This window comes from Streptomyces sp. NPDC087844 (assembly GCF_044742785.1).
GTDB lineage: Bacteria > Actinomycetota > Actinomycetes > Streptomycetales > Streptomycetaceae > Streptomyces.
In genome coordinates this window covers 459,868-482,620 of sequence record NZ_JBIUVD010000004.1, presented here as the reverse complement: position 1 = coordinate 482,620, position 22,753 = coordinate 459,868, and the positions used below count along the sequence as shown (strand labels likewise).

Annotated in this window: 22 protein-coding genes; 14 read left to right on the top strand and 8 right to left on the bottom strand. The window is 72.3% G+C overall.

Annotated features, from left to right (window positions below):
* Positions 1–104: 104 nt before the first annotated feature.
* From ald to ACIOKD_RS11940, 8 genes are all read left to right on the top strand, one after another.
* Positions 105–1,229 (top strand): alanine dehydrogenase, encoded by a 1,125-nt coding sequence (ald, locus tag ACIOKD_RS11975; RefSeq protein WP_402081638.1) that lies wholly within the window; start codon positions 105–107, stop codon positions 1,227–1,229.
* 423 nt (positions 1,230–1,652) lie between these two features.
* A complete protein-coding gene (locus ACIOKD_RS11970; protein ID WP_402081635.1) occupies positions 1,653–2,780 on the top strand; it encodes a ParA family protein in 1,128 nt (375 codons plus the stop codon).
* A complete protein-coding gene (locus tag ACIOKD_RS11965; RefSeq protein ID WP_402081633.1) occupies positions 2,765–3,340 on the top strand; it encodes a hypothetical protein in 576 nt (191 codons plus the stop codon). The genes ACIOKD_RS11970 and ACIOKD_RS11965 overlap by 16 nt, the downstream gene beginning before the upstream one ends.
* A gap of 18 nt (positions 3,341–3,358) precedes the next feature.
* On the top strand, positions 3,359–4,345 hold the full coding sequence (locus ACIOKD_RS11960; RefSeq protein ID WP_402081631.1) for a segregation and condensation protein A: 987 nt from the start codon (positions 3,359–3,361) through the stop codon (positions 4,343–4,345).
* Between the two features lie 4 nt (positions 4,346–4,349).
* Positions 4,350–5,006 (top strand): SMC-Scp complex subunit ScpB, encoded by a 657-nt coding sequence (scpB, locus tag ACIOKD_RS11955; protein ID WP_402081629.1) that lies wholly within the window; start codon positions 4,350–4,352, stop codon positions 5,004–5,006.
* Entirely contained in the window at positions 5,006–6,286 is a 1,281-nt protein-coding gene (locus ACIOKD_RS11950; protein ID WP_402081626.1) for a pseudouridine synthase, read from the top strand. Before scpB ends, ACIOKD_RS11950 begins: the two co-directional genes overlap by 1 nt.
* A 243-nt stretch (positions 6,287–6,529) precedes the next feature.
* A complete protein-coding gene (locus ACIOKD_RS11945; RefSeq protein WP_402081623.1) occupies positions 6,530–7,267 on the top strand; it encodes an NUDIX hydrolase in 738 nt (245 codons plus the stop codon).
* 31 nt (positions 7,268–7,298) lie between these two features.
* Positions 7,299–8,318, top strand: coding sequence for an ADP-ribosylglycohydrolase family protein (locus ACIOKD_RS11940; RefSeq protein WP_402081621.1), 1,020 nt, complete (start codon positions 7,299–7,301; stop codon positions 8,316–8,318).
* Positions 8,319–8,362: 44 nt separating this feature from the next.
* Here the strand turns inward: ACIOKD_RS11940 and ACIOKD_RS11935 are convergent, their stop codons facing one another.
* From ACIOKD_RS11935 to ACIOKD_RS11925, 3 genes are all read right to left on the bottom strand, one after another.
* Positions 8,363–8,812, bottom strand: a complete 450-nt coding sequence (locus ACIOKD_RS11935) for a Rieske (2Fe-2S) protein (protein WP_402081618.1) — start codon at positions 8,810–8,812, stop codon at positions 8,363–8,365.
* Positions 8,809–9,393: a DUF6529 family protein gene (locus ACIOKD_RS11930; RefSeq protein ID WP_402081744.1), complete on the bottom strand. Its 585-nt coding sequence runs from the start codon at positions 9,391–9,393 to the stop codon at positions 8,809–8,811. Before ACIOKD_RS11930 ends, ACIOKD_RS11935 begins: the two co-directional genes overlap by 4 nt.
* Before the next feature lie 117 nt (positions 9,394–9,510).
* Positions 9,511–10,197, bottom strand: coding sequence for a hypothetical protein (locus ACIOKD_RS11925; RefSeq protein WP_402081616.1), 687 nt, complete (start codon positions 10,195–10,197; stop codon positions 9,511–9,513).
* Positions 10,198–10,605: 408 nt separating this feature from the next.
* On the opposite strand from ACIOKD_RS11925, the gene aroH reads away from it, so the two are divergent.
* The 5 genes from aroH to der all read left to right on the top strand — a co-directional run bounded on the left by aroH (position 10,606) and on the right by der (position 15,347).
* Positions 10,606–10,968, top strand: a complete 363-nt coding sequence (gene aroH / locus ACIOKD_RS11920; protein ID WP_267025623.1) for a chorismate mutase — start codon at positions 10,606–10,608, stop codon at positions 10,966–10,968.
* Positions 10,965–12,050: a prephenate dehydrogenase gene (locus tag ACIOKD_RS11915; protein ID WP_402081613.1), complete on the top strand. Its 1,086-nt coding sequence runs from the start codon at positions 10,965–10,967 to the stop codon at positions 12,048–12,050. Before aroH ends, ACIOKD_RS11915 begins: the two co-directional genes overlap by 4 nt.
* Positions 12,051–12,434: 384 nt before the next feature.
* Entirely contained in the window at positions 12,435–13,130 is a 696-nt protein-coding gene (cmk, locus tag ACIOKD_RS11910; RefSeq protein ID WP_402081610.1) for a (d)CMP kinase, read from the top strand.
* Positions 13,088–13,795 (top strand): lysophospholipid acyltransferase family protein, encoded by a 708-nt coding sequence (locus ACIOKD_RS11905; protein ID WP_402081607.1) that lies wholly within the window; start codon positions 13,088–13,090, stop codon positions 13,793–13,795. The genes cmk and ACIOKD_RS11905 overlap by 43 nt, the downstream gene beginning before the upstream one ends.
* 73 nt (positions 13,796–13,868) lie before the next feature.
* Entirely contained in the window at positions 13,869–15,347 is a 1,479-nt protein-coding gene (der, locus tag ACIOKD_RS11900) for a ribosome biogenesis GTPase Der (protein WP_402081605.1), read from the top strand.
* Positions 15,348–15,436: 89 nt separating this feature from the next.
* Here the strand turns inward: der and ACIOKD_RS11895 are convergent, their stop codons facing one another.
* The gene (locus ACIOKD_RS11895) at positions 15,437–15,847 is read right to left on the bottom strand and encodes a hypothetical protein (RefSeq protein ID WP_402081602.1); all 411 of its coding nucleotides are present in this window, start codon (positions 15,845–15,847) and stop codon (positions 15,437–15,439) included.
* Between the two features lie 158 nt (positions 15,848–16,005).
* Positions 16,006–16,782: a hypothetical protein gene (locus ACIOKD_RS11890; RefSeq protein WP_402081599.1), complete on the bottom strand. Its 777-nt coding sequence runs from the start codon at positions 16,780–16,782 to the stop codon at positions 16,006–16,008.
* Positions 16,783–17,397: 615 nt separating this feature from the next.
* On the opposite strand from ACIOKD_RS11890, the gene ACIOKD_RS11885 reads away from it, so the two are divergent.
* Entirely contained in the window at positions 17,398–18,273 is an 876-nt protein-coding gene (locus tag ACIOKD_RS11885; RefSeq protein WP_402081597.1) for a transglycosylase family protein, read from the top strand.
* Here the strand turns inward: ACIOKD_RS11885 and ACIOKD_RS11880 are convergent.
* From ACIOKD_RS11880 to ACIOKD_RS11870, 3 genes are read right to left on the bottom strand one after another with little or no spacing between them, the layout of a single operon-like run.
* Entirely contained in the window at positions 18,173–18,895 is a 723-nt protein-coding gene (locus ACIOKD_RS11880; RefSeq protein ID WP_402081594.1) for an ATP-binding cassette domain-containing protein, read from the bottom strand. The two genes, ACIOKD_RS11885 and ACIOKD_RS11880, sit on opposite strands and share 101 nt — an antisense overlap.
* Positions 18,892–22,083, bottom strand: coding sequence for an ATP-binding cassette domain-containing protein (locus ACIOKD_RS11875; protein WP_402081592.1), 3,192 nt, complete (start codon positions 22,081–22,083; stop codon positions 18,892–18,894). Before ACIOKD_RS11875 ends, ACIOKD_RS11880 begins: the two co-directional genes overlap by 4 nt.
* The gene (locus ACIOKD_RS11870; RefSeq protein WP_402081590.1) at positions 22,083–22,637 is read right to left on the bottom strand and encodes a hypothetical protein; all 555 of its coding nucleotides are present in this window, start codon (positions 22,635–22,637) and stop codon (positions 22,083–22,085) included. Before ACIOKD_RS11870 ends, ACIOKD_RS11875 begins: the two co-directional genes overlap by 1 nt.
* Between the last annotated feature and the right edge of the window lie 116 nt (positions 22,638–22,753).

The following is a 22,753-nucleotide window of genomic DNA, read 5'->3' as shown; positions in this document are numbered from 1 at the left end:
GGTGTTCCCCGGTGTGCTCCCGTGCATCCGGGTATGTCAGGCATCGTCATGTCTTGCGCTGCCCGGCCCAGATCCCCGCTGCATCCCTTCTGAGCCAAGGAACCGTGATCGACGTGAAGGTCGGCATCCCCCGCGAGGTCAAGAACAACGAGTTCCGGGTGGCCATCACCCCCGCCGGTGTGCACGAGCTGGTGCGCCACGGCCACCAGGTCCTGATCGAGCGGAACGCCGGTGTCGGCTCCTCGATCACGGACGACGAGTTCGTCGCCGCCGGCGCGCGGGTCCTCGCCACCGCGGACGAGGTCTGGACCGCCGCCGACCTGCTGCTGAAGGTCAAGGAGCCCATCGCCGAGGAGTACCACCGCCTCCGCAAGGACCAGACGCTCTTCACCTACCTGCACCTGGCCGCGTCCAAGGAGTGCACGGACGCGCTCCTGGAGTCCGGCACCACGGCGATCGCATACGAAACGGTCGAGCTGCCCAGCCGCGCGCTGCCGCTGCTCGCCCCGATGTCCGAGGTCGCGGGCCGCCTCGCCCCGCAGGTCGGCGCCTACCACCTGATGCGCGCCAACGGTGGCCGCGGTGTGCTGCCCGGCGGTGTCCCGGGCGTGCTTGCCGCCCGTGCCGTGGTCATCGGCGGCGGGGTCTCCGGCTGGAACGCGGCGCAGATCGCCATCGGCATGGGCTTCCATGTGACCCTGCTCGACCGCGACATCAACAAGCTCAAGGAAGCCGACAAAGTCTTCGGTACGAAGATCCAGACGGTCGTCTCGAACGCCTTCGAGCTGGAGAAGGCCTGCCTTGAGGCGGACCTCGTCATCGGCGCCGTGCTCATCCCCGGCGCCAAGGCCCCGAAGCTGGTCACCAACGAGCTCGTGTCCCGAATGAAGCCCGGAAGTGTCCTTGTCGACATCGCCATCGACCAGGGTGGCTGCTTCGAGGACTCACGTCCGACCACCCACGCGGAGCCGACCTTCCCGGTCCACAACTCGGTCTTCTACTGCGTCGCCAACATGCCGGGCGCGGTGCCCAACACCTCGACGTACGCGCTCACCAACGCGACGCTTCCGTACATCGTGGAACTCGCGAACCGCGGCTGGGTCGAGGCGCTGCGCCGTGATCCCGCGCTCGCCCGGGGTCTCAACACGCATGACGGCAGCGTCGTTCACCGTGAGGTCGCGGAGGCCCACGGCCTGGTCCACGCCGAGCTGGAGACCCTGCTCGGCTGAGGTCCCCGTCGGGTTCGTCCCGCTTCGGCGGCAGGCTTCTCCACCGACAAAAGGCGATACGTCAACACGACTCGTCAACATCGCGCTCACGGCCGGACCTTGGCCGACAGGGCCCGGCCGGGTGTGTGTCGAGTCACTTTGCGAGACTCGTTCAACTCGCCTCGAACGTAACCCTTGAACCGTTTCGCACACCCGTGAAACCTGCCGTGCGACGCCCTTACGCCCTTGACAGAGGGGTGTTCCGTTGCCGACACATCGGGCCGGGTCCGGCGGATTGTGTTGCTGCGAAGCGGTGACACGCCATAGAGTCGCCAACCGTCGGCATGGTGCCACGCTGACCTATCGAGAAGTTTCCTGGTCACCAAGGAGGTAAGACGACTTGTGAATGAGTCGACATTTACTCCCGGGGGTGGTCAACCAGGAATGCCTGCGCAGGGCTCAAGGCCAACGGGGCTCGAAGCTGTCGGCTCCGTCGCCGTGCGGACCTTCGCAGCCCATCAGAGTCCGAAGACGACTCAGACAGCACACCAGAGCATGGATGGCCATCACGTGAACGCCATGGCCGGCAACGGAAGTGGCGGGAACCGCACCCACTTCGCCGACTACGACGACCTGCCCGAGGGGCATTTCTACGACCCCGACGCCGAGTACGAGCCCGATCCGGAGTACGCGGCCACGCTCGCGCCCGACGCGGCGCGCCAGCGGCGCGAGCGCATCGGTCCGACCGGTCGCCCGCTGCCGTACTTCCCGATCCCGGGCCCGCTGACCGACCACGGCCCCGCGAAGATCATCGCGATGTGCAACCAGAAGGGCGGCGTGGGCAAGACGACGTCGACCATCAACCTGGGTGCCGCCCTCGCGGAGTACGGACGCCGGGTCCTGCTCGTCGACTTCGACCCGCAGGGCGCGTTGTCCGTGGGCCTCGGAGTCAACCCGATGGAGCTCGACCTCACGGTCTACAACCTGCTCATGGAGCGGGGCATGGCGGCCGACGAGGTGCTCCTGAAGACCGCGGTTCCGAACATGGACCTGCTGCCCAGCAACATCGACCTGTCCGCCGCCGAGGTTCAGCTGGTGAGCGAGGTCGCCCGCGAGTCCACACTGCAGCGCGCCCTGAAGCCGCTGATGGCCGACTACGACTACATCGTGATCGACTGTCAGCCCTCGCTGGGTCTGCTCACCGTGAACGCGCTGACGGCCGCTCACAAGGTGATAGTGCCACTGGAGTGCGAGTTCTTCGCGTTGCGCGGGGTCGCGCTGCTCACCGAGACCATCGAGAAGGTCCAGGAGCGGCTCAACCCCGAGCTGGAGCTCGACGGCATCCTCGCCACGATGTACGACTCGCGGACCGTGCACAGCCGTGAGGTGCTCGCGCGCGTGGTCGAGGCGTTCGACGAACACGTCTACCACACGGTGATCGGCCGGACCGTCCGCTTCCCGGAGACCACGGTCGCCGGTGAGCCGATCACGACGTACGCCTCCAACTCCGTCGGCGCCGCCGCCTATCGTCAGCTCGCCAGGGAGGTGCTCGCCCGGTGTCACGCCGAGTGAGTCTGCCGGGGGCCGACGAACTGTTCCGTACGACCGGGGGGATGGCACTTCAGTCCTCCAGCCCGCGGCGTCCGGCCAACGGCGAGGCGCGGGTGCCCGCTCCGGCGGGCGAGAGCGACGCCGCGGCCGGGGAGGACGGGCCGCAGTCGGTGCCCGTGCGGGGTGGCGACGGCGAGGGCGCCGAACATGTCGCGGCCGGCGCCGACTCCGCCGACGGGGAGTCCCGAAGCCGTGGCGCCGCCACGGCGGACCGTTCCGGGCGACGTCCGGGGCCGCAGGAAGGTTCTGCCGGGGCCCAGCCGCAGTCCCAGTCCCGCAAGCGCGGGCGGGGCTCCGGACGGCGGCCCAGCGGCCGCGAGCGGCACGACGAGAAGATCACGGTGTACGTGTCCGCCGAGGAGCTCATGGACCTCGAACACGCCCGGCTGGTGCTTCGCGGGGAGCACGGACTCGCGGTCGACCGCGGCCGAATCGTGCGGGAGGCTGTCGCGGTGGTCCTCGCGGACCTCGAATCGCGCGGCGACGCGAGCATCCTCGTACGACGGCTGCGTGGGCGGTAGCGGTAGCCTGCGACGGCTATGACCTCGAACGACGGCCCTCCTCCCGCCGCCGCCTCCGGTGGGAGGCGGCGCGTGCTGGGGCGGGGACCCGCGGGCGCCGCCCCTGTCGAGCCGCCTGCGGCGGAGGGCCCGTCCGAAAGTGTGGACGGTCCTCCGTCCGCGGACCGTGGTGAGGACCAGGCCGGGGACGGGGTTTTCAAGGTTCGGCTCGCCAATTTCGAGGGGCCGTTCGATCTGCTGCTCCAGTTGATCTCCAAGCACAAGATGGATGTCACCGAAGTGGCGCTCTCCGAGGTCACCGATGAGTTCATGGCGCACATCCGGGCGATGGGGCCGGACTGGGACCTCGATCAGACCACCGAGTTCCTGGTCGTCGCGGCGACGCTGCTCGATCTGAAGGCCGCCCGGCTGCTGCCCTCCGCCGAGGTCGAGGACGAGGCCGATCTGGCGCTGCTTGAGGCCCGCGACCTGCTCTTCGCACGGCTGCTGCAGTACCGCGCCTACAAACAGATCGCCGACATCTTCGACCGCCGCCTCGACGACGAGGCGCGCCGCTGTCCCCGTACCGTCGGTCTTGAGGCGCACCACGCCGAGCTGCTGCCCGAAGTGGTCATCGGCATCGGGGCGGAAGGATTCGCCGCACTGGCCGTGAAGGCGATGCAGCCCCGGCCCAGGCCCCAGGTGTACGTCGACCACATCCACGCGCCGCTCGTGAGCGTGCAGGAGCAGGCCGCGATCGTGGTGGCGCGGCTGCGGGAGTTCGGCGAGGCGAGTTTCCGCGCACTCGTCGAGGACGTCGACGACACCCTCACCGTCGTGGCGCGTTTCCTGGCCCTTCTGGAGCTTTATCGGGAGAAGGCGGTCTCCCTGGACCAGGAGGAGGCTCTGGGGGACCTGGTGGTGCGCTGGACGGGCGGGGAGGGGGGCGCGCAGCCGACGGTGACGGACGAGTTCGACCGGCCGCCGGATCCTGTCCCGGATCCGGTCAGGGAAAAGAAGGTGTGAAGGTGTGAGCGAGGACACCACCGGAGCCCCCGCGGGGGCTCGCAGCGTCGCGGATCTCGACCTCCGGCCCGCGCTGGAGGCCGTCCTCATGGTCGTGGACGAGCCCGCCACCGAGGAGCACCTCGCGAAGATCCTGGAGCGGCCCAGGCGGCAGATCGCGGACGCGCTGCGCGCGCTGGCCGACGAGTACAGCCTCCAGAGGCGCGGCTTCGAGCTGCGGATCGTCGCCGGCGGCTGGCGGTTCTACAGTCGTCCCGAGTACGCGGCGGCCGTCGAGCGCTTCGTCCTGGACGGGCAGCACGCCCGCCTCACCCAGGCGGCGCTGGAGACGCTGGCGGTGGTCGCGTACCGGCAGCCGGTCAGCCGATCGAGGGTCTCGGCGGTCCGCGGAGTGAACTGTGACGGCGTGATGCGCACCCTTCTTCAGAGGGGTCTGGTCCAGGAGGCGGGCGCGGAACCCGAAACAGGTGCGATCCTGTACAGGACGACGAACTACTTCCTGGAGCGAATGGGCCTGCGCGGCCTGTACGAGCTCCCGGAGCTCGCGCCCTTCCTTCCGGAGGCGGACGCGATCGAAGCAGAGACGCTGGAAGGGGTCCCGTCGTTCGATCCGGATGCGCCGGACGCAGATGCAGACGACACGACGACGACGGAACTTTGATGCGAAGCAGTGGCAGTGGCAGCGGCAGGAACAGCGGCGGGCGCGGCAACCCCCGCGGGACCGGCGGGAGTGGCGGGAGCGGTGGCTCGCGTGGCTCCGGCGGTGGGGGCGGTAACCCCCGCGGGGCCGGCGGCGGTGGCGGTGGCGGTAACCCCCGCGGGTCCGGTGGCGGCGGTGGCTCTCGCGGCTCCGGCGGCGGTGCCGGCGGTCCTCGTACCTCCGGCAGTGGATTCAACTCCCGGGGGAGCGCCGGGAGCGGTTCCCAGCAGAACGGCGCGGGGGGGCCCGACGACAGGCCGAAGCGTGCCAGCAACCCCCGCCCCGAGGAGCGCCGCTACGACGTAGGCCCCGGCGCGACCCACGAGGGTGCGAAGTCCGGGCGCGGCAGCTCCGCCCGCGGCGGTGCCAAGGGCGGCCCCAAGCAGGGCCAGCAGCGCACCGGCCGTACGGAGAACGCGCGCTCCCGCGAGCTGGAGACACGTACCGAGGAGCGCAACAGGGACCGGTACGCGGGCAAGCCCGATGCCAAGACGGTCAAGACCTTCCCGGGTTCCGAGCAGGAGGGCGAGCGCCTGCAGAAGGTGCTCGCGCGTGCGGGCTACGGTTCGCGTCGTTCCTGCGAGGAGCTGGTCGAGCAGTCCCGCGTCGAGGTCAACGGCGAGATCGTCGTTGAGCAGGGGATGCGTGTCGACCCGGAGAACGACGAGATCAGGGTCGACGGGCTCACGGTCGCCACGCAGTCGCACCAGTTCTTCGTGCTCAACAAGCCCGCCGGTGTCGTGTCCACCATGGAGGACAACGAGGGCCGTCAGTGCCTCGGCGACTACGTGACGAACCGCGAGACGCGGCTCTTCCACGTGGGACGGCTCGACACCGAGACCGAGGGCGTCATCCTGCTCACCAACCACGGTGAGCTGTCACACCGCCTGACCCACCCCAAGTACGGCGTGAAGAAGGTCTACCTCGCGCACATCGTGGGCCCGATCCCGCGCGACCTGGGCAAGCAGCTCAAGGACGGCATCCAGCTGGAGGACGGGTACGCGAAGGCGGACCACTTCAGGGTCGTCGAGCAGACCGGCAAGAACTACATGGTCGAGGTGACCCTGCACGAGGGCCGCAAGCACATCGTGCGGCGCATGCTCGCCGAGGCCGGTTTCCCGGTCGAGAAGCTCGTGCGCGTGTCCTTCGGGCCGATCGCCCTCGGCGACCAGAAGTCGGGCTGGCTGCGACGGCTGTCCAACACCGAGGTCGGGATGCTGATGGCGGAGGTCGGCCTCTAGGCACCTCTGGGTTTTTCCGCAGGCGCAGTACGGCATCGGCCGGTTCCGGGACTCCCCGGGACCGGCCGATTCGTGTTCGGGGGCTTGTGCGCGCGCGGTGCGCGATTTATAGTCGTCCTGACCATTAAGAGACGCCCTCGTCGGGCGCGGCCGATGGAGCAGGGCCCACGGGGGTGGTCCCGGTCCCCGTCCGTCGCCCGGCGAGGTGCGCCGACGGCCTTCGAGGCCACACGAGGAGGGGGTATGGAGGGCTACGACAAGCACGCCTTCGAGCCCTTCGCCGTCACCGTCGATCTCGCGGTGTTCACGGTCCGGGCGGGCGCGCTCCAGGTGCTGCTGATCGAGCGCGGACTGGAGCCGTACGCGGGGTGCCGGGCGCTGCCCGGGGGATTCGTGCTGCCCGAGGAGTCGGCAGGGACGGCCGCCCGGCGTGAACTCGCCGAGGAGACCGGCCTGTCGGACGTCTCCGGGCTGCACCTGGAGCAACTGCGTACATACAGCGAGCCGGACCGCGATTCCCGGATGCGGGTGGTCTCCGTGGCGTACACCGCACTGCTGCCCGACCCTCCCGAGCCGCGTGGCGGAGGCGACGCGGCCGGCGCGCACTGGCTGCCGTACGACGGACTCGGGCCGCTCGCCTTCGACCACGACCGGATCCTCGCCGACGCCCGTGAACGGATCGGCGCGAAGCTGGAGTACACCTGCCTCGCCACCGCGTTCTGCCCGCCGGAGTTCACCCTCGGGGAGCTCCAGCAGGTCTACGAGACGGTGTGGGGGTCCGGGCTCGACCGCCCGAACTTCCGGCGCAAGGTCCTTGCCACGCCCGGGTTCGTCGAACCGGTCCCGGGCGCCGCGCGGCTGACCGGGGGGCGGGGGAAGCCCGCCGCGCTGTACCGGGCGGGGGCCGCCACGGGGTTGCATCCGCCGCTGCTGCGAGCTGCGGCCGGATCGCCCCAGTCGGCCTCTGCCTCCTCGCCTTAGACCTCGCCTTCGTCTTGAAAGGACCGTCCTCATGACCACGACCGTCAGGAAGCAGGCCGCCACCGGGGCTCTGGTGGGGCTCGCCCTCGGGGACGCGCTCGGCTACCCGACCGAGTTCAAGGACGTGCCGTCGATCCTTGCCGCGTACGGGCCCTGGCGGGAGCTGGAGCTGCCGGACCCCGCGTACATCACCGACGACACCCAGATGACGCTGGCCGTGGCGCGGGGGTTGCGCGCCGCGATGGACAGAGGGCTGCTGGGCCCACGGGAACTGGTGGAGTCGGTGCGCAAGGAGTTCATCGCCTGGAACCGGTCGCCGGAGAACAACCGTGCACCGGGCAACACCTGCCTCACGGCCTGCGAGCTGCTGGAGCGCGAAGGCCTGCTCTGGCAGGACGCCAGCCAGATGGGATCGAAGGGCTGCGGCGCCAACATGCGGGTGGCGCCCCTCGGTCTGGCCCCCGGCCTCAGTGACGAACAGCGCGCGGGCGCCGCCCAGCTGCAGGCCGCCCTCACGCACGGCCACCCGACGGCGCTGGCCGCCTCCGACCTCACCGCGCACGCGATACGGCTGCTCGCGCAGGGCGCCGAACCGACCGGCCTGGTCGGGCAGCTTCGCTCGTACGCGTACGAGAACCGGACGCGCTATCACGAGCGCTGGCTCGGTGATCTGTGGACCCGTGCCCAGGACCCGACGCCCACGCACTTCATCGCGCGGGGCTGGGACGAGTGCCTTGAGGTTCTGGAGCGGCTGCGGCGGGCCCTGCGGTCGCCGTCGCCCGAGACGGACCCGTGCCTGGCCACCGGCGCCGGGTGGATCGCCGAGGAGGCCCTCGCCACCGGCCTGCTGAGTTTCCTGCTCTTCGTGGACGAGCCGGTGACGGCCCTGCGCCGGGCCGCCTGCACCTCGGGGGACTCGGACTCGATCGCGTGTCTGGCCGGCGCCTTCGCGGGGGCGTACCTCGGCGCCGACGCATGGCCCACGGAGTGGGCCGACAGGATCGAGCACCAAGGTGACCTGATGGCGCTGGGCGCGCTCTGGGACGCCTGACCGGCCCGGCCCCGCCTGCTCTTCCGCGCGGCGGATCAGGCGGATCAGGCGAGGCTGATCGAGTCTCCGGTGACCGTGATCTGCTTCGCGGGGAGCGGCTTCGGTGCCGGGCCGCCGGCCACCGAGCCGTCGGCCACGCGGAACCTGCTGCTGTGGCACTTGCAGTTGATCGTGCCGTCCGAGACGTCGGCGACGACGCAGCCCTGGTGGGTGCAGACCGCCGAGAAGGCCTTGAAGCCGCCCTTCTCCGGCTGGGTGACGACGACCTTCTCCTCCTTGAAGATCTTTCCGCCGCCGACCGGGACATCGGCGGTCTTGGTGAGCTCCTTGCCGCCGGGCGCCCCGCCCCCGCTCGCGGTGCCCGAGGGGGCCACGGAGGATGCCTCCTCCGTGTCACCCCCGCTGTTCTCGTCCCCGTACTCGCTGCAGCCCATGAGCAGCGCGCTCGCCGCGCCCGTCGCGAGCACCGTGCGCCGCGTCGGGGGATTCGTCATGTCGTCACTCCGAAGGTGCGGAAGAACCAGAGGGCGGAGGTCAGCCAGATCACCGTGAGGGTGGAGAAGACGAGCCCGCCGACGACGGGCAGCACCCAGCCGGGCAGTCGCTCCGAGCGGAGCAGCAGCATCTTGGCGCTGAAGGCACCGAAGAAGAAGCAACCCAGGAGTGAGTGCCAAAGGACGCGCGGTTCATATGTCTGATAGCCCAGTGCGTACAGACAGTGCACCGCTACGGGTACCGCGACCAGGAACGCGATCCGGCCCGACCAGCGGTGCAGGACTCCTGACCAGCTCGGGCCCGGCAGTCGCCCGTACAGCATGAGTGCCGAGACGAGCTGTACGACGGCGAAGCCCATCGCGACCGTGGCCAGCCAGGACTTCACCGCGCTCGTGCTGCTGAAGCCCGCGAGGTTGAAGGCCGTGCCCTCCGGGTCGTGCGCGTTGCCGTAGACGCCGAGGCCCACCGCGACGGCGCTCGCGACCAGGGCGGGTACGAGATAGCGGGCGGCTCCCTGGCCCCGGCGGGCCGGGTCGGGCGCGGTAAAACCCTGGGTGGCGGCGTTCGGGTCCACTGTCATGGTCGGCTCCCAGCGTTCACGCGATCTCGCGGTCATGGGGCGGAGCGGAGGGTGGGACGAGGAGCGAAGGGCGAAGAGCGGGGCGACGAGCGGAGCCGGGGGGCAGGAGGCAGGGGGCTACGGGGTCACGGGTCGGGCCGTGAGTTGCTCGCCGTCGACCGTCACGGTGCCGGTCTCCGGGTCGATACGGGGCGCGGGCCCTGCCTTGCCGTCCCGCCTGAGGATGCCGACCTGGCTGTCGTCCAGCAGCACGATCCAGCCGCCGTCGATCTCGGTGTCGGCCACGGTGTCGGTGGCGCGGTACAGCGCGTTGGGCTTCAGGGACTTGTCGGCCGTGAAGCGGTAGGTCCGCGCTCCCATGTCGACGGTGCCGCGGATCCGTTTGCCCGCCAGGTCGCCGGCGAGGACCTGGCCCTTCTGGTTCGTGAGGCGCATGCTCCCGTCGGACTCGACGTCGCCGTTCAGCCACGACTCCTGGTCCCGGCCGTCGCAGAAGTACGCGACCGCCCTGCCGTCGCGCAGCGTCACCGCGACCGCGGAGGAGTCGTCGTCGGTGCGGCCCGCGTAGTCGCCGTCCGGCACCGCGGACCTGGACTTGGACGGGCTGGGTGACGGTGACGGCGACCGCTTGCCCGGCGGGGCCGTGGCCGTCGCCGTGGGTGCCGGGCTCGCCGACACGGCGTCGGCGGGCGAGTCGTTCCCCGTCGTCGTGCCGCGCGTCCCTGTCGTCGCGTTGAGCGACAGCATGAACAGGGCGAGCAGCAGTCCCGCGAGGAGCGTGAAAAGTGGTCCGGAACGCTTCATCGAGCCTCCCCCGAGGCGGTGCGCGGACAGCCTCACCATGCAAGCGGACCGCGGCTCCCGCGTCCAGAGGCACAGCGGAGCCACTTGGCGGAGAGGGGGAGCGAGAAGCGAGAAGGGCGGCCGTCTCGGCAGGCGGGCGCCGCGTATCGGGTGACCTGGGGTCTGACTAGTGCCGCGACAGGCAACGTTCGCCCCGTCGCGACGCCCGGCACGCTCCCCCAGCCTCCGGCCGGGGGGACCCCCACTCGCCGCACCGGCCGAAAGCCCGAGTACGTCCAGTACGAGGGCTTGCGGCCGGCACACCGAGAGCACGCACCGGACGCCGCTCCTCAACGGGCAAACGTTGCCTGCCGCGGCACTAGGCTGGACGCACCACAACCGATCCGTACATGAACGAGGAGCATCACCGTGGCGGTACGAGCGGTCCGGGGCGCCGTCCAGCTGGAGCGGGACGAAGCCGGTCACATGGACGAGCAGGTCAGCGAGCTGCTCACCGCCATCCTGGAGCGGAACGGGCTGACCGCCGACGAGCTGATCAGTATCTGGTTCACGGCCACCCCCGACCTGCACAGCGACTTCCCGGCGGCCGCGGCGCGCAAGCTCGGCATCGTCGACGTGCCGCTGATCTGCGCCCAGGAGCTGGACATCGAAGGGGCGATGCCCCGGGTCGTACGGGTCCTCGCGCACATCGAGTCCGACCTGCCGCGGGCCGACATCGCGCATGTCTACCTGGGCTCCGCGGGCGCGCTGCGCAAGGACATCGCCCAGTGAGAACCGCACTCGTCATCGGCACCGGCCTTATCGGGACGTCGGCCGCGCTGGCCCTGACCGGGCGGGGCGTCGTCGTGCACCTCGCCGACCACGACCCGGGGCAGGCCCGTACGGCGGCGGCGCTCGGCGCGGGCACGGACGAGGAGCCCGCGGGCCCCGTCGACCTCGCGATCATCGCGGCGCCGCCCGCGCATGTGGCCTCGGCGCTCGCCGACGCGATGCGGGACGGTGTCGCGCGCGCCTATCTCGACGTGGCCAGTGTCAAGGGCGGCCCGCGCCGCGAGCTGGAGTCGCTGGGCCTCGACCTGTCCGGGTACATCGGTTCGCATCCCATGTCGGGCCGTGAGAAGTCGGGTCCCCTGGCCGCCACGGCCGACCTCTTCGAGGGACGGCCCTGGGTGCTGACGCCGACCCGGGACACCGACACCGAGGTGCTCAACCTCGCGCTGGAGCTCGTCTCGTACTGCCGGGCGGTTCCGGTGGTGATGGACGCCGACGCCCACGACCGGGCGGTCGCGCTCGTCTCGCACATGCCCCACCTGGTGTCCAGCATGGTCGCCGCACGGCTGGAGAACGCCGAGGAGGCCGCCGTACGCCTCTGTGGTCAGGGCATCCGTGACGTGACCCGGATCGCCGCGTCCGACCCGCGGATGTGGATCGACATCCTCTCCGCGAATCCGGGCCCGGTCGCCGACCTCCTCGCGGACGTCTCGGCCGACCTGGACGAGACCGTGCAGGCCCTGCGCGCCCTCCAGTCCTCCGACGAGGCCAAGCGCCGCATCGGCACCGACGGCATCGAGGACGTCCTGCGCCGCGGCAACGCCGGCCAGATCCGCGTCCCCGGCAAGCACGGCACCGCTCCCGCCACGTACGAGAGCGTCGTCGTCCTCATCGACGACCAGCCGGGCCAGCTGGCCCGCATCTTCGCCGACGCGGGCCGCGTGGGCGTCAACATCGAGGATGTCCGCATCGAGCACGCGACCGGTCAGCAGATCGGTCTGATGGAGCTGCTGGTGCAGCCGTCGGCGGCGCCGGTGCTGACGGCTGCACTGCGGGAGCGGGGCTGGGCGATCCGGCAGTAGGGGCGGGCGCCCGGTGTCGGAGGCCGCCGCAGCCGTCCGGAGCCAGGGAGGCGCGCCCGCCCTGGTGCGCGCGGGCCGCGGTCGCGGGGCGCGACGTGTTCAACGACACCCCCCGGCCGCGCCGGGACAGCTGCAGCCGAGTCGGGTGCAGCAGGCGACGCAGCGGATGGAACAGGTCAGGCCGTCGTCCCAGCAGGCGCCGACGTGGCTGCCGGACACCGCACGGCCTCTCGCCGTGGGCTGACGATCCTGGTGATCGTCGTGAACCTGGCGCCGGGGCGTCGCGGGGGCCGTAAGCCGGGGCCCGGGGAGCCAGTAACCTTGTTCGGGGCGCGCTCGTGCCCGAACCAGCCAGTACCCCGTACCAGGAAGGTGTCCGCACCCGTGGAATCCACCGACGCCCGGACCGCCCCGGCCGTGATTGTCGCCATCGACGGTCCCTCCGGCACCGGCAAGTCGAGCACCTCGAAGGCCGTCGCGGCACAGCTCGGCCTGAGCTACCTGGACACGGGCGCCCAGTACCGGGCGATCACCTGGTGGATGGTGAACAACGGCATCGACATCGCCGACCCCTCCTCCATCGCGGACGCGGCGGGCAAGCCCGACATCGTGTCCGGTACGGACCCCGCGGCGCCCGCCATCACGGTCGACGGCACGGATGTCGCGGGCCCCATCCGCACCCAGGAGGTCACCTCGAAGGTCAGCGCGGTCAGCGCCGTCCCCGAGGTCCGCGCCCGGATCACCGAGCTGCAGCGCTCGATCGCCTCGGCGGCCGGGCAGGGCATCGTCGTAGAGGGCCGGGACATCGGTACGACCGTACTGCCCGACGCCGACCTCAAGATCTTCCTCACCGCCTCGCCGGAGGCCCGCGCCGCCCGCCGCAGCGGTGAGCTGAAGGGCGCCGACGTCGCCGCCACCCGCGAGGCGCTCATCAAGCGGGACACCGCCGACTCCACCCGCAAGACCTCTCCACTCGCGAAGGCGGCCGACGCGGTCGAGGTGGACACCTCCGACCTCACGCTCCAGCAGGTCATCGAGTGCGTCGTCACCCTCGTCGAGGAGAAGCGGGCCGCGAAGTGAGCGAAGCCCGGAACGCAGCGAACACAGCCCCGACGGCCCGGCGGGCCGACGTCGGCCGCCGTATCGGCGTCGGCCTGATGTACGGACTGTGGAAGCCGCGCGTCCTGGGAGCCTGGCGGGTCCCGGCGACCGGTCCGGCGATCCTCGCCGTCAACCACTCCCACATGATCGACGGCCCGATGGTCATGGGTGTGGCACCCCGGCCCACGCACTTCCTGATCAAGAAAGAGGCGTTCGTCGGCCCGCTGGACCCCTTCCTGCTCGCCATCGGGCAGGTGAAGGTGGACCGTTCGATCGCCGACCGCACCGCGATCACCCAGGCGCTGGGCGTCCTGGCCGACGGCGGCGTCCTCGGTATCTTCCCCGAGGGCACCCGCGGCGAGGGAGACTTCGCCTCGCTGCGCGCCGGGCTCTCCTACTTCGCGGTCCGCAGCGGGGCCCCGATCGTGCCGGTCGCCGTCCTGGGAAGCACCGAGCGGCGCGGACGCTTGATAAAAGGGCTGCCCCCGTTGCGCAGCCGGGTCGACGTCGTGTTCGGCGACCCCTTCGAGGCGGGCGACGGCAGCGGACGGCGTACGCGCAAGGCGCTCGACGAGGCGACCGTGCGCATCCAGAAGCAGCTCTCCGCGCACCTGGAAAACGCCAGGCGTCTCACGGGACGCTGAGCGACACTTGAGTAGTGGATCTCCCGATACGGGCGGTTCCACCGATCACCACGATGAACGAGGTACGGACTTCATGAACGACCAGATCCAGCCCGACGGCTCGGAGCACGAGCACGGGGCGCTTGGCGAGGTCGAGGCCTCCGAATATGCAGCGTTCATGGAGCTCGCCGCGGAAGAGGGCTTCGAGGCCGAGGACATCGAGGGCGCGCTCGACGAGGCGGGCCACGGCCCGCTTCCGATCCTCGCCGTCGTCGGCCGTCCGAATGTCGGCAAGTCGACCCTGGTGAACCGGATCATCGGCCGCCGCGAGGCCGTAGTGGAGGACAAGCCGGGCGTCACCCGCGACCGCGTCACCTACGACGCGGAGTGGGCCGGCCGCCGCTTCAAGCTCGTCGACACCGGCGGCTGGGAGCAGGACGTCCTCGGCATCGACGCGTCCGTGGCCGCGCAGGCCGAGTTCGCGATCGAGGCGGCCGACGCGGTCGTCTTCGTCGTCGACGCCAAGGTCGGCGCCACCGACACCGACGAGGCGGTCGTCCGGCTGCTGCGCAAGGCCGGCAAGCCCGTCGTCCTGTGCGCCAACAAGGTCGACGGCCTGAGCGGCGAGGCCGACGCCTCGTACCTCTGGTCCCTGGGCCTCGGCGAGCCGCACCCCGTCTCCGCGCTGCACGGCCGCGGCACCGGCGACATGCTGGACGCCGTCCTGGAGGCGCTGCCCGAGGCCCCGGAGCAGACCTTCGGCATCCCGGTCGGCGGCCCCCGACGCATCGCGCTCATCGGCCGCCCGAACGTCGGCAAGTCGTCGCTCCTGAACAAGGTGGCCGGCGAGGACCGCGTGGTCGTCAACGAGGTCGCGGGCACCACCCGCGACCCGGTCGACGAGCTGATCGAGCTGGGCGGTGTCACCTGGAAGTTCATCGACACGGCCGGTATCCGCAAGCGCGTCCACCTTCAGCAGGGCGCCGACTACTACGCCTCGCTGCGCACCGCCGCCGCCGTGGAGAAGGCGGAGGTCGCGGTCATCCTGCTGGACGCCAGCGAGAACATCAGCGTCCAGGACCAGCGCATCGTGACGATGGCCGTGGAGGCGGGCCGCGCGATCGTCCTCGCCTTCAACAAGTGGGACTCCCTCGACGAGGAGCGCCGCTACTACCTGGAGCGGGAGATCGACACCGAGCTCCTCCAGGTGGCGTGGGCGCCGCGGGTCAACGTCTCGGCGCGTACGGGCCGTCACATGGAGAAGCTGGTCCCGGCGATCGAAGCAGCGCTGGCGGGCTGGGAGGCACGCGTCCCGACGGGACGCCTGAACGCCTTCCTGGGCGAGCTGGTCGCCGCGAACCCGCACCCGATCCGGGGCGGCAAGCAGCCGCGCATCCTCTTCGGCACCCAGGCGGGCACCAAGCCCCCGCGCTTCGTGCTCTTCTCCTCGGGCTTCATCGAGCACGGCTACCGCCGTTTCGTGGAGCGCCGGCTGCGCGAGGAGTTCGGCTTCGAGGGCACGCCGATCCACATCTCGGTGCGGGTGCGCGAGAAGCGCGGCAAGAAGAAGTAGCCGCCCGCCGCACGAGCGGTGTGCGGGAACACTTGAGAGGGCCCCCGCGCGTCGTTGCGGGGGCCCTCTCACGTTCCTGTCAGCTCACGTCAGCGTTCGCTGCGCGGGCCGGGCGGCAGGGCCGCCGGCGTCAGGCCTGCGGCGTGCTGCCGTGCCACCGGCTGCCAGACGGAGGTGACCGTCGGGCTCTGGTGCGTGGCCGCGTACCCCGTCTGGTGCTGCCCGGCGACCTGCCGCATGCCGTACACGGCCGGTGTGCCGGAACCCGAGTGGTACGAGCCACTGCTGTACGGACCGACGCTGTGCAGGCCGGCGCTGTGCAGCCCCGACCCGGGCAGTCCCGGTCCGTGCGGGTTGATCCCGAAAGCCGTGAAGCCCAGCTCCTCCTCGCCGATGCGGTCACCCGGCAGGGCCCGGAAGGTCCTGCGGTACTCCGCGTAGAGCGCGTCGTAGATCGGGGTGGCCGAAGAGCTGCCCGTGGCGTCCAGGGTCGGCCGCATGGCCGGGATCGGTGACGAGTAGGGCGGGCGGCGGGGGGTGTCGTAGGTGTACACGTACGTGCCAACGACCCCGCCGCCCTTCGGATGCGGCCGACGGCCCGCTTTCGCAGGTCACAGCGCTGCCGGTCAGAGGTGGTCAGGTGCCGGTCAGGTGCCGGTCAGGTGCCGGCCAGGGGCATCGCGCTCGCCACCAGGCGGCCGCCCACCGCGGCCTTGTCGAGGGCGTCGCGCAGCAGGTCCTCGCGGGGCTGACGGCCGATGGAGCCGACCGGGGCGGCGAACAGCAGCACCTGCTGGTGCTTGTTGGCGGCCGCCCGCCAGCTGTCGGTGACCTGGAGCGGCTGATGGGCCTGCCACCAGGCGACGGGTGAGCCGCCGGTGCTGCTGGGCTGCAGAACCGCGTGCAGCTGGCCCATGGCGAGCAGCACGGACCATCCGTGCAGCACGGGCGGCACCTCGGTGAGCTGACTGACCGGCATGAAGCCCTGCTCGATGAGGAGCGGCAGGAAGTCGTCGCCGCCGCCTCCCGTCGTGCCCGGCCGGGCGATGCGACCGGTCGGTTCGACGACGAGCGCGGGGTGCAGTTCACCGCCGAGCAGGATGAGTCCGCTGGTGACGCCGAGGACGGCCTGCTCGGGCAGGGCCTCGGAGGGGCGCTCGTCCCCGGTGATGGACCGGACGGCGCCCTGCAGCTGCTCCTCGGTCACCTGGACGACCTGCGAGGGCAGGCAGGTGGCGTGGGCGAACGCGAGTACGGCCGTCTCGTCGCCGATGAACAGGACGGTGCTGGTGCGCTCCTGTTCGGAGTCGCCCTGGGTACGGCAGGACGTGCAGTCGTAACTGCCCGGGGCGTTCTCTCCGGCGAGCAGCCGGTCGGCTTCTTCGTCGCCGATCTCGGCGCGTACGTCGTCGCCGACGTCGAGCATGCGCGGCACGGGGGGCTCCTCGGGTGCGGTGCGTGTTGTGGCCGGGGGCTCCCGGTCCGTGAACCGGATGGGTTCCCGGCTCATGAAGAAGACAACGGAGGATCCGTGGCGGGGGTCACGCCCCAGAGCGAAGGGAATCGAACCATCCTGCGCACCGGGTGGGACCGGTGGCGGAATCCGTCACTCCACGCCAACTCCCGTGCGCGGAGGGGTAGTTGGTCCGGTGTTGTGCGTCATGAATCACCGGGGTCGATGGTCGACAAATCAGGAGATCCACGAATGAAGCGGGTGGCTCAAAATCGACGATACCGGTGGTAACGGTACGGGGTGGGGGTCCGGATGTCACTGTCCGGGCCGGCGGGCTGGGCATCTGAGCTGTGGTTCGGCTGCGGCCGGTGGGGGTGGGCCGCGCAGTTCCCCGCGCCCCTCAAGAGCGAGGCCGCGCCCTTGCCTTGCGGGCCCGCGGGGGCGCGGGGAACCGCGCGCTCAGCCCCTACCGGCCCGCAGCCGACACTTCCGCCCGCGAACCTCCGCGCCCCACCCGGTCGGCCGACCGGGTGGGGCCCCTTCCCCCCGCCCGCGCGGCTCGTCCAGGACCGCCGGACCCCCACCTAGCGTGGCCCGATGTCGATCAAGCGCATGCGGTACGCGGCTGTCGTCGTCGCGGTCCTGGCCCTGCCGGCCCCCGCGGAGGCGGCGGCACCACCGACCCCGGCGCCCGGTCCCGCGACGGCGGACCGGGCGCCGTACGCCTGTGCGAAGGACCGCTGGCCGTGGGGGTGCGTCGCGAAGTGCGAGAGCTCCGGCCGCTGGAACGCGAACACCGGGAACGGCTTCTACGGTGGGCTGCAGTTCCGGCAGCCGACCTGGCGGGCGTTCGGCGGCCTCGCCTACGCGCGGCGGGCCGATCTGGCCACGCGCGACGAGCAGATCCGGGTCGCGGAGGAAGTGCTGCGCGTCCAGGGCTGGAAGGCGTGGCCCACCTGCTCCAAGCGGTACGGGCTCACGGGCCGCGCGCATGTGGTGAGGCGGGGGGAGAGCCTTTCGTCGATCGCCCGGTCGTACCGCGTCAAGGGCGGGTGGAAGGCGCTCCACAAGCTCAACCGGCAGCTGGTCGGGGCGCGTCCGGACCGCCTGAACGTGGGCACGATGCTGCGGCTACCGAAGGGGGCGGGCCCGGGACGGCGGCTCACCACGCAGGCCGGAGGAGGGGGTACACCCGCGCCCGCCCCGAGCCGTCCGAGCCGTCCGAGCGGCGCGAACACCCCGACTCCGTCGGCCGTCCCTTCGACCGCACCGGCTCCCTCGTCGCCGCCGGTCCCCTCTCCTCATCCGACCCAGCCGACCCAGCCGACCCAACCGGTACTTTCTGTCCCCTCGGCCGCCCCCTCCGTGCCGGTCACGTCGGCTTCGCCGGTCCTGGTGGCTCCGTCGGCGTCGCCGTCCCTGTCCCCGTCTCTGTTGCCGTGGATGCCGCCCTCTCCGTCGCCTCGCCGCTGAAGACGACCGCGCCGCGCCGGAGTTCGTACACGATCACCGTTCCGGCGCACAGGCCGGGCGGCAGCCGCTGTTCGGCCACGACCACGCAGGCGTCGAGGCCGCGCAGCAGCTCGTACGTGCGGGCCGCGACCTTCGGGGACATGCCCTGCGCGGGCTCGTCGACGAGGACCACGCGCGCGCGTGAGAGCAGGGCGCGGGAGAGGGCGAGCATGCGCTGCTCACCGCCGGAGAGCGTGCCCGCTCTCCGGGGCAGCAGGGTGTCGAGCTGGGGGTAGGCGTCGAGGGCGGGCGAGAGGGGCCGGCCGGAGGCGGCCAGTTCGAGGTTCTCGCGGACCGTGAGCGAGGCGAATACCGCACGGCGGTCCGGGACGAGGCACAGGCCCCGGCGGGCCCGTTCGTACGCGGGCAGGCGCGTGACGTCGGCGCCGTCCCAGAGCACGGTGCCGTGGGACAGGGGCAGGGTGCCGGCCAGGGCGCGGAGCGTGGTCGTACGGCCCGAGCCGTTGCGGCCGAGCAGGACGGTGACGCCGGGGGCGGGCGCGTGGAGGGTGACACCGTGCAGGGCCTCCAGCGGGCCGTAGCGCACGCGCGCGTGGCGCAGCGAGACCCCGGCCGCGCTCATCCGTCCAGCCCGTCCAGCCCGTCGGACCCGGCGTACTCGTCCAGCCCTTCGAGTACGTGGTCGGCGGGGCCGGAGGCGACGACGCGGCCCGCGGTCATGACGTGCACGGTGTCGGCGAGGTCGGCCACCAGGTCGAGATCGTGCTCGACGACGAGCAGGGTCGTTCCGTCGGCGGCGAGCGCGCGCAGCACGCGGGCCAGTGCCGTCACCTCGCCCGTGTCGAGCCCGGCCGCGGGTTCGTCGAGCAACAGGACCCGTGGGCTTCCCGCGAGGGCCCGGGCGAATTCGACCCGCCGCAGGGTCCCGGTGGGCAGGTCCGCGGCCGGCAGGGTCCGTACGGCTCCGTCGAGCCCGAGCAGCCGCAGGGCCCGTTCCGCCGCTCCGGTGTCCACGACGCGCCCCTGCTCGGCGCCCACGCGGACGTTCTCGGCCACGGTCAGGGTCGGGAAGACGGCCGGCTGCTGGAACGTGCGGGCGATGCCGAGCCGGGTCCGTGCGTGGGCGGGCAGCCGGGTGATGTCCCGCTCCCCGAGCGCGACCCTGCCCGACACCGGTCGAACGGTTCCGGCGAGACAGTGGAACAGCGTGCTCTTCCCGGCCCCGTTGGGCCCGACGACCGCGGTGATCCGGCCGGGCGGGAGATCGAGGTCGACCCCGTCCAGAGCGGTGAACCCGTCGTAGGTGACGCGCAGGGCCCGAGCCCGCAGAACGGGGAGACCGGGCGCCACGCGTCCGCCCCGGGGGCGGAGGGGCCCCGCCCCCGGGACACGGCCGCGCCTTCCCGCACCGGTCCCCACGGTGCCACTGGCGACACCCGCGCCCGCCGAGGGCACCGGCGCGGGTGACCCTGATGGCGTGCGCGGGCCAGGAGCGTGGTCGGGGCTGGTCCACTCCGCCGCGCGTGCGTCCCGGGGAGCGGACCCGGGGCGGGATGTCGCCGGGGTGCGTTCGCCCCGGGCCGGGCCGGGCGCCTCGCCGTCGGCGTGCCCGGACTCCCCCTCCCGCCCGTCCGTGCCCGGCACGGGCGGTGCCCCGGAGTGCATGCCCCTGCCGGGCCTGGCCCGTTCCGCCGTGCCGGACGGCCACCGTGCGGCGGATCCGTCGGCGCCGGACCCGACCGGCGGTATCGGCCGCCGTACGAGCGGCTGCCCGGCGGCGCGAAGGCGCAGCGCGTTCGGGGCGGCAGGCGCCCCCACCACGGGCGTCCCCACGACAGGCGTCCCCGCCGTGGGCGCTCCCACCGTGAACGCTCCCGTGACGGGCGCCCCGGCTGAGCGTGTCCCGGTCGCGGCACCCCCCGGCCCCTGAGGCGCGCCCAGGTCCCGTGCCCGTACCGCTCGCCTCGTCACGACCCCCAGCGGGGTCGACGTCACATGCCGGCGCGGGCGCAGGCCCGGCCGCAGACGTTCGGCAGCCGACCGCAGGGCCTCGTACGGGCCGCCGGGGAAGCGGCCCACGAGGACCGCCAGGAGGCCGATCGTCGCAGCCGCCACCCCGCCCCGGGTCCCGGCGTCCAGGCCGACCAGGAGGGCCGCGGCGAGCAGGGCGCCCAGGACGCTGTCGGCACCGAGCACCACGATCGCGGCGAACCACAGCAGCCCGCGGACCGGGTCGTACGCCCCCGGGTCGAAGGCGCGCACGCCCATGCCGAGCATGCCGCCGCCCAGCGCGGCCAGCGCGGCGCCCGCCACGAAGGCCGTCAGTTTGAGGCGCGGGACGCGGACGCCCGCCGCCGACGCACCCGCCTCGTGGTCCCGCATCGCGGCCAGGGCCCGGCCCGTACGGCCCCGGCGCAGCGCGCGGACGGCCGACAACGCGCCCGTGAGGAGGAGGAGTTCCAGCACGTAGTACGCGCGGTCGCCCTCGAAACCCGCCGGGCGGCCCAGGCCCAGGCCCGAGGTCGCGTACGGCTGGGCGAAGACGAAGCGGCTGACGCCGACACCCACCGCGAAGGTCGCCAGGGCGAGGGCCAGACCGTGGCGGCCGATGGCGGGCCAACCGGTCAGCAGGCCCAGGGGCGCCACCAGCAGCACGGCGGCCATGAGCGCGGCGAGTTCCGGGAGTTCGGGCAGACCGGGGAAGCGGCCCGCCGCCAGCAGCGCCGTGAAGAGGGCGCCCAGACCCGCGTACGCGGCCTGGCCGAGGGAGATCTGGCCGCCGCGGCCCGTGACCACGACCAGGGAGAGAAGGATGACGCCCAGCGCCGGTACCTGGACCGCTGTGCGCAGGTCCGAGCCCGCGAAACCCAGGGGGAGGAGGAACAGGACCACCGCGACGATCCACGCGCCCGGCGGGGTCGGTACGCGGGCCGTCGCGGTGCGCGGGAGGGCGTCGCGGGTGCCGACCCCCGGCAGCACCAGGGCGGCGACCAGCAGGGCGACGACGAAGAGGTTCGCACCCACCGCCTGGAGGAGGGGTCCCAGGGGGCCCGTCGGGTGCAGCCGGGTCAGCTGGCTCTGGGCGACGCCGATGCCCAGGGCCACCAGCACGGCCACCGGCAGACTGCGCATGCGGGCGGCCACCGCGACCGCCACCACCTCCATCACCAGCAGGGGCATGCCGTACGGGTCCAGGCGTACGTACGGAGCCAGCAGCACCCCCGTCAGGCCCGCGGTGAACGAGCCGAACGCCCAGCCCGCCGCGGCCACCCGGTCCGCGTCGACGCCGGTCAGCGCGGCGAGCGAGCGGTCGTCGACGACGGCCCGCAGTTCCCGGCCGAAGCGGGTCCAGCGGATCACCGCCCCCACACCCGCGGCCAGCACGAGCGTCACCGCCAACTGCCCCCAGGGTTCCCCGGGCACGAGCGTCGGCGCGTCCGAGCGGGCGCCGGGGCCCCACACGAGCGCCGCCCCGCCGACGAGCAGGACGAACACGCCGATGGACGCGACGAGGGTCTGCGCGGGGTCGCCGCCAAGGACCGCCAGGGGACGGAAGACGAATCGTTCCAGTACCACGCCGATCGCCGGGGCCACCACGAGCAGGGTGAGCGGCGCGGCGAGCGCGAGCGGCCAGTCCCACTCGACGGTGAGCCCGCGCAGCAGACAGGCGCACACCATCGCGATCGCGCCGTGCGCGAAGTTGAGCACGCCGGTCGCCCGGTGGGTGACGACCAGCCCGATCCCGGTGAGCGCGGCGGCGCTGCCCACGGAGAGCCCGGCGAGCGTGAGGTCGTACGTCAGCGACGACATCAGCCGGCCGCCGCCCCGGACGGCGGGTCGTCCGAGGAGGCGTCAGGGAATTCGCCCGGGGATTCGCCCGGGGGGTCGTCCGAGGCCGTGGGTTCGCAGATCGGGCAGGGGGCGAGGTCCCCGCCCGCGAGGACCCGGGAGTCGACCGGCAGTGCCTCGGGCTTCCCGGCGACGAGCGGGCAGTCCGCGCGGTGCCACAACGTGCCGCCCGGCACCATCAGCGGATCCCCGCTGACCGCCACGGGCGCGGCGGCCGGCTGTCCCGCGACGGTCCCGTCGGCATCGGCAGGGTCGGCCGCCACCAGGAGCCCGTACAACTCCTCCACGCGGGTCGCCGCGAGCGCGTTCCCGCCGTGGGTGAGGAGGACCGCCGCGGCGATGATCAGGGCCGCGCCGGGCACCGTGCAGGACGCGAGGTACGGCAACTGCCGTTCCGCGTAACGCTCGCCGGAGATCCCGTACCAGCCGAGGACGCACAGCACCGCGCCCGTGGCGAGCGCGGCCCACCCGGTCCAGAGGACGGGACGCACATTCCGCAGTCGAGCAGTCCGCATGGGGGCTCCACATGATGTGTCCGGCTGTCTTCCAAGTCCGCCGACGGACTTGCACTATGCCTTCTGGAAGCTGTCCCTGAAAGCTCCGGGCGCGCACGGCCCGGACCGACACCCGG

Bases quoted from the DNA above. Each gene is read 5' to 3' on its own strand.
- ACIOKD_RS11970 (WP_402081635.1), top strand. From the start codon at position 1,653: ATGCCTGCGCAGGGCTCAAGGCCAACGGGGCTCGAAGCTGTCGGCTCC.
- ACIOKD_RS11960 (WP_402081631.1), top strand. From the start codon at position 3,359: ATGACCTCGAACGACGGCCCTCCTCCCGCCGCCGCCTCCGGTGGGAGG.
- ACIOKD_RS11950 (WP_402081626.1), top strand. From the start codon at position 5,006: ATGCGAAGCAGTGGCAGTGGCAGCGGCAGGAACAGCGGCGGGCGCGGC.
- ACIOKD_RS11945 (WP_402081623.1), top strand. From the start codon at position 6,530: ATGGAGGGCTACGACAAGCACGCCTTCGAGCCCTTCGCCGTCACCGTC.
- ACIOKD_RS11940 (WP_402081621.1), top strand. From the start codon at position 7,299: ATGACCACGACCGTCAGGAAGCAGGCCGCCACCGGGGCTCTGGTGGGG.
- ACIOKD_RS11935 (WP_402081618.1), bottom strand. From the start codon at position 8,812: ATGACGAATCCCCCGACGCGGCGCACGGTGCTCGCGACGGGCGCGGCG.
- ACIOKD_RS11930 (WP_402081744.1), bottom strand. From the start codon at position 9,393: ATGACAGTGGACCCGAACGCCGCCACCCAGGGTTTTACCGCGCCCGAC.
- ACIOKD_RS11925 (WP_402081616.1), bottom strand. From the start codon at position 10,197: ATGAAGCGTTCCGGACCACTTTTCACGCTCCTCGCGGGACTGCTGCTC.
- der (WP_402081605.1), top strand. From the start codon at position 13,869: ATGAACGACCAGATCCAGCCCGACGGCTCGGAGCACGAGCACGGGGCG.
- ACIOKD_RS11895 (WP_402081602.1), bottom strand. From the start codon at position 15,847: ATGCGGCCGACCCTGGACGCCACGGGCAGCTCTTCGGCCACCCCGATC.
- ACIOKD_RS11885 (WP_402081597.1), top strand. From the start codon at position 17,398: ATGTCGATCAAGCGCATGCGGTACGCGGCTGTCGTCGTCGCGGTCCTG.
- ACIOKD_RS11880 (WP_402081594.1), bottom strand. From the start codon at position 18,895: ATGAGCGCGGCCGGGGTCTCGCTGCGCCACGCGCGCGTGCGCTACGGC.
- ACIOKD_RS11875 (WP_402081592.1), bottom strand. From the start codon at position 22,083: ATGTCGTCGCTGACGTACGACCTCACGCTCGCCGGGCTCTCCGTGGGC.
- ACIOKD_RS11870 (WP_402081590.1), bottom strand. From the start codon at position 22,637: ATGCGGACTGCTCGACTGCGGAATGTGCGTCCCGTCCTCTGGACCGGG.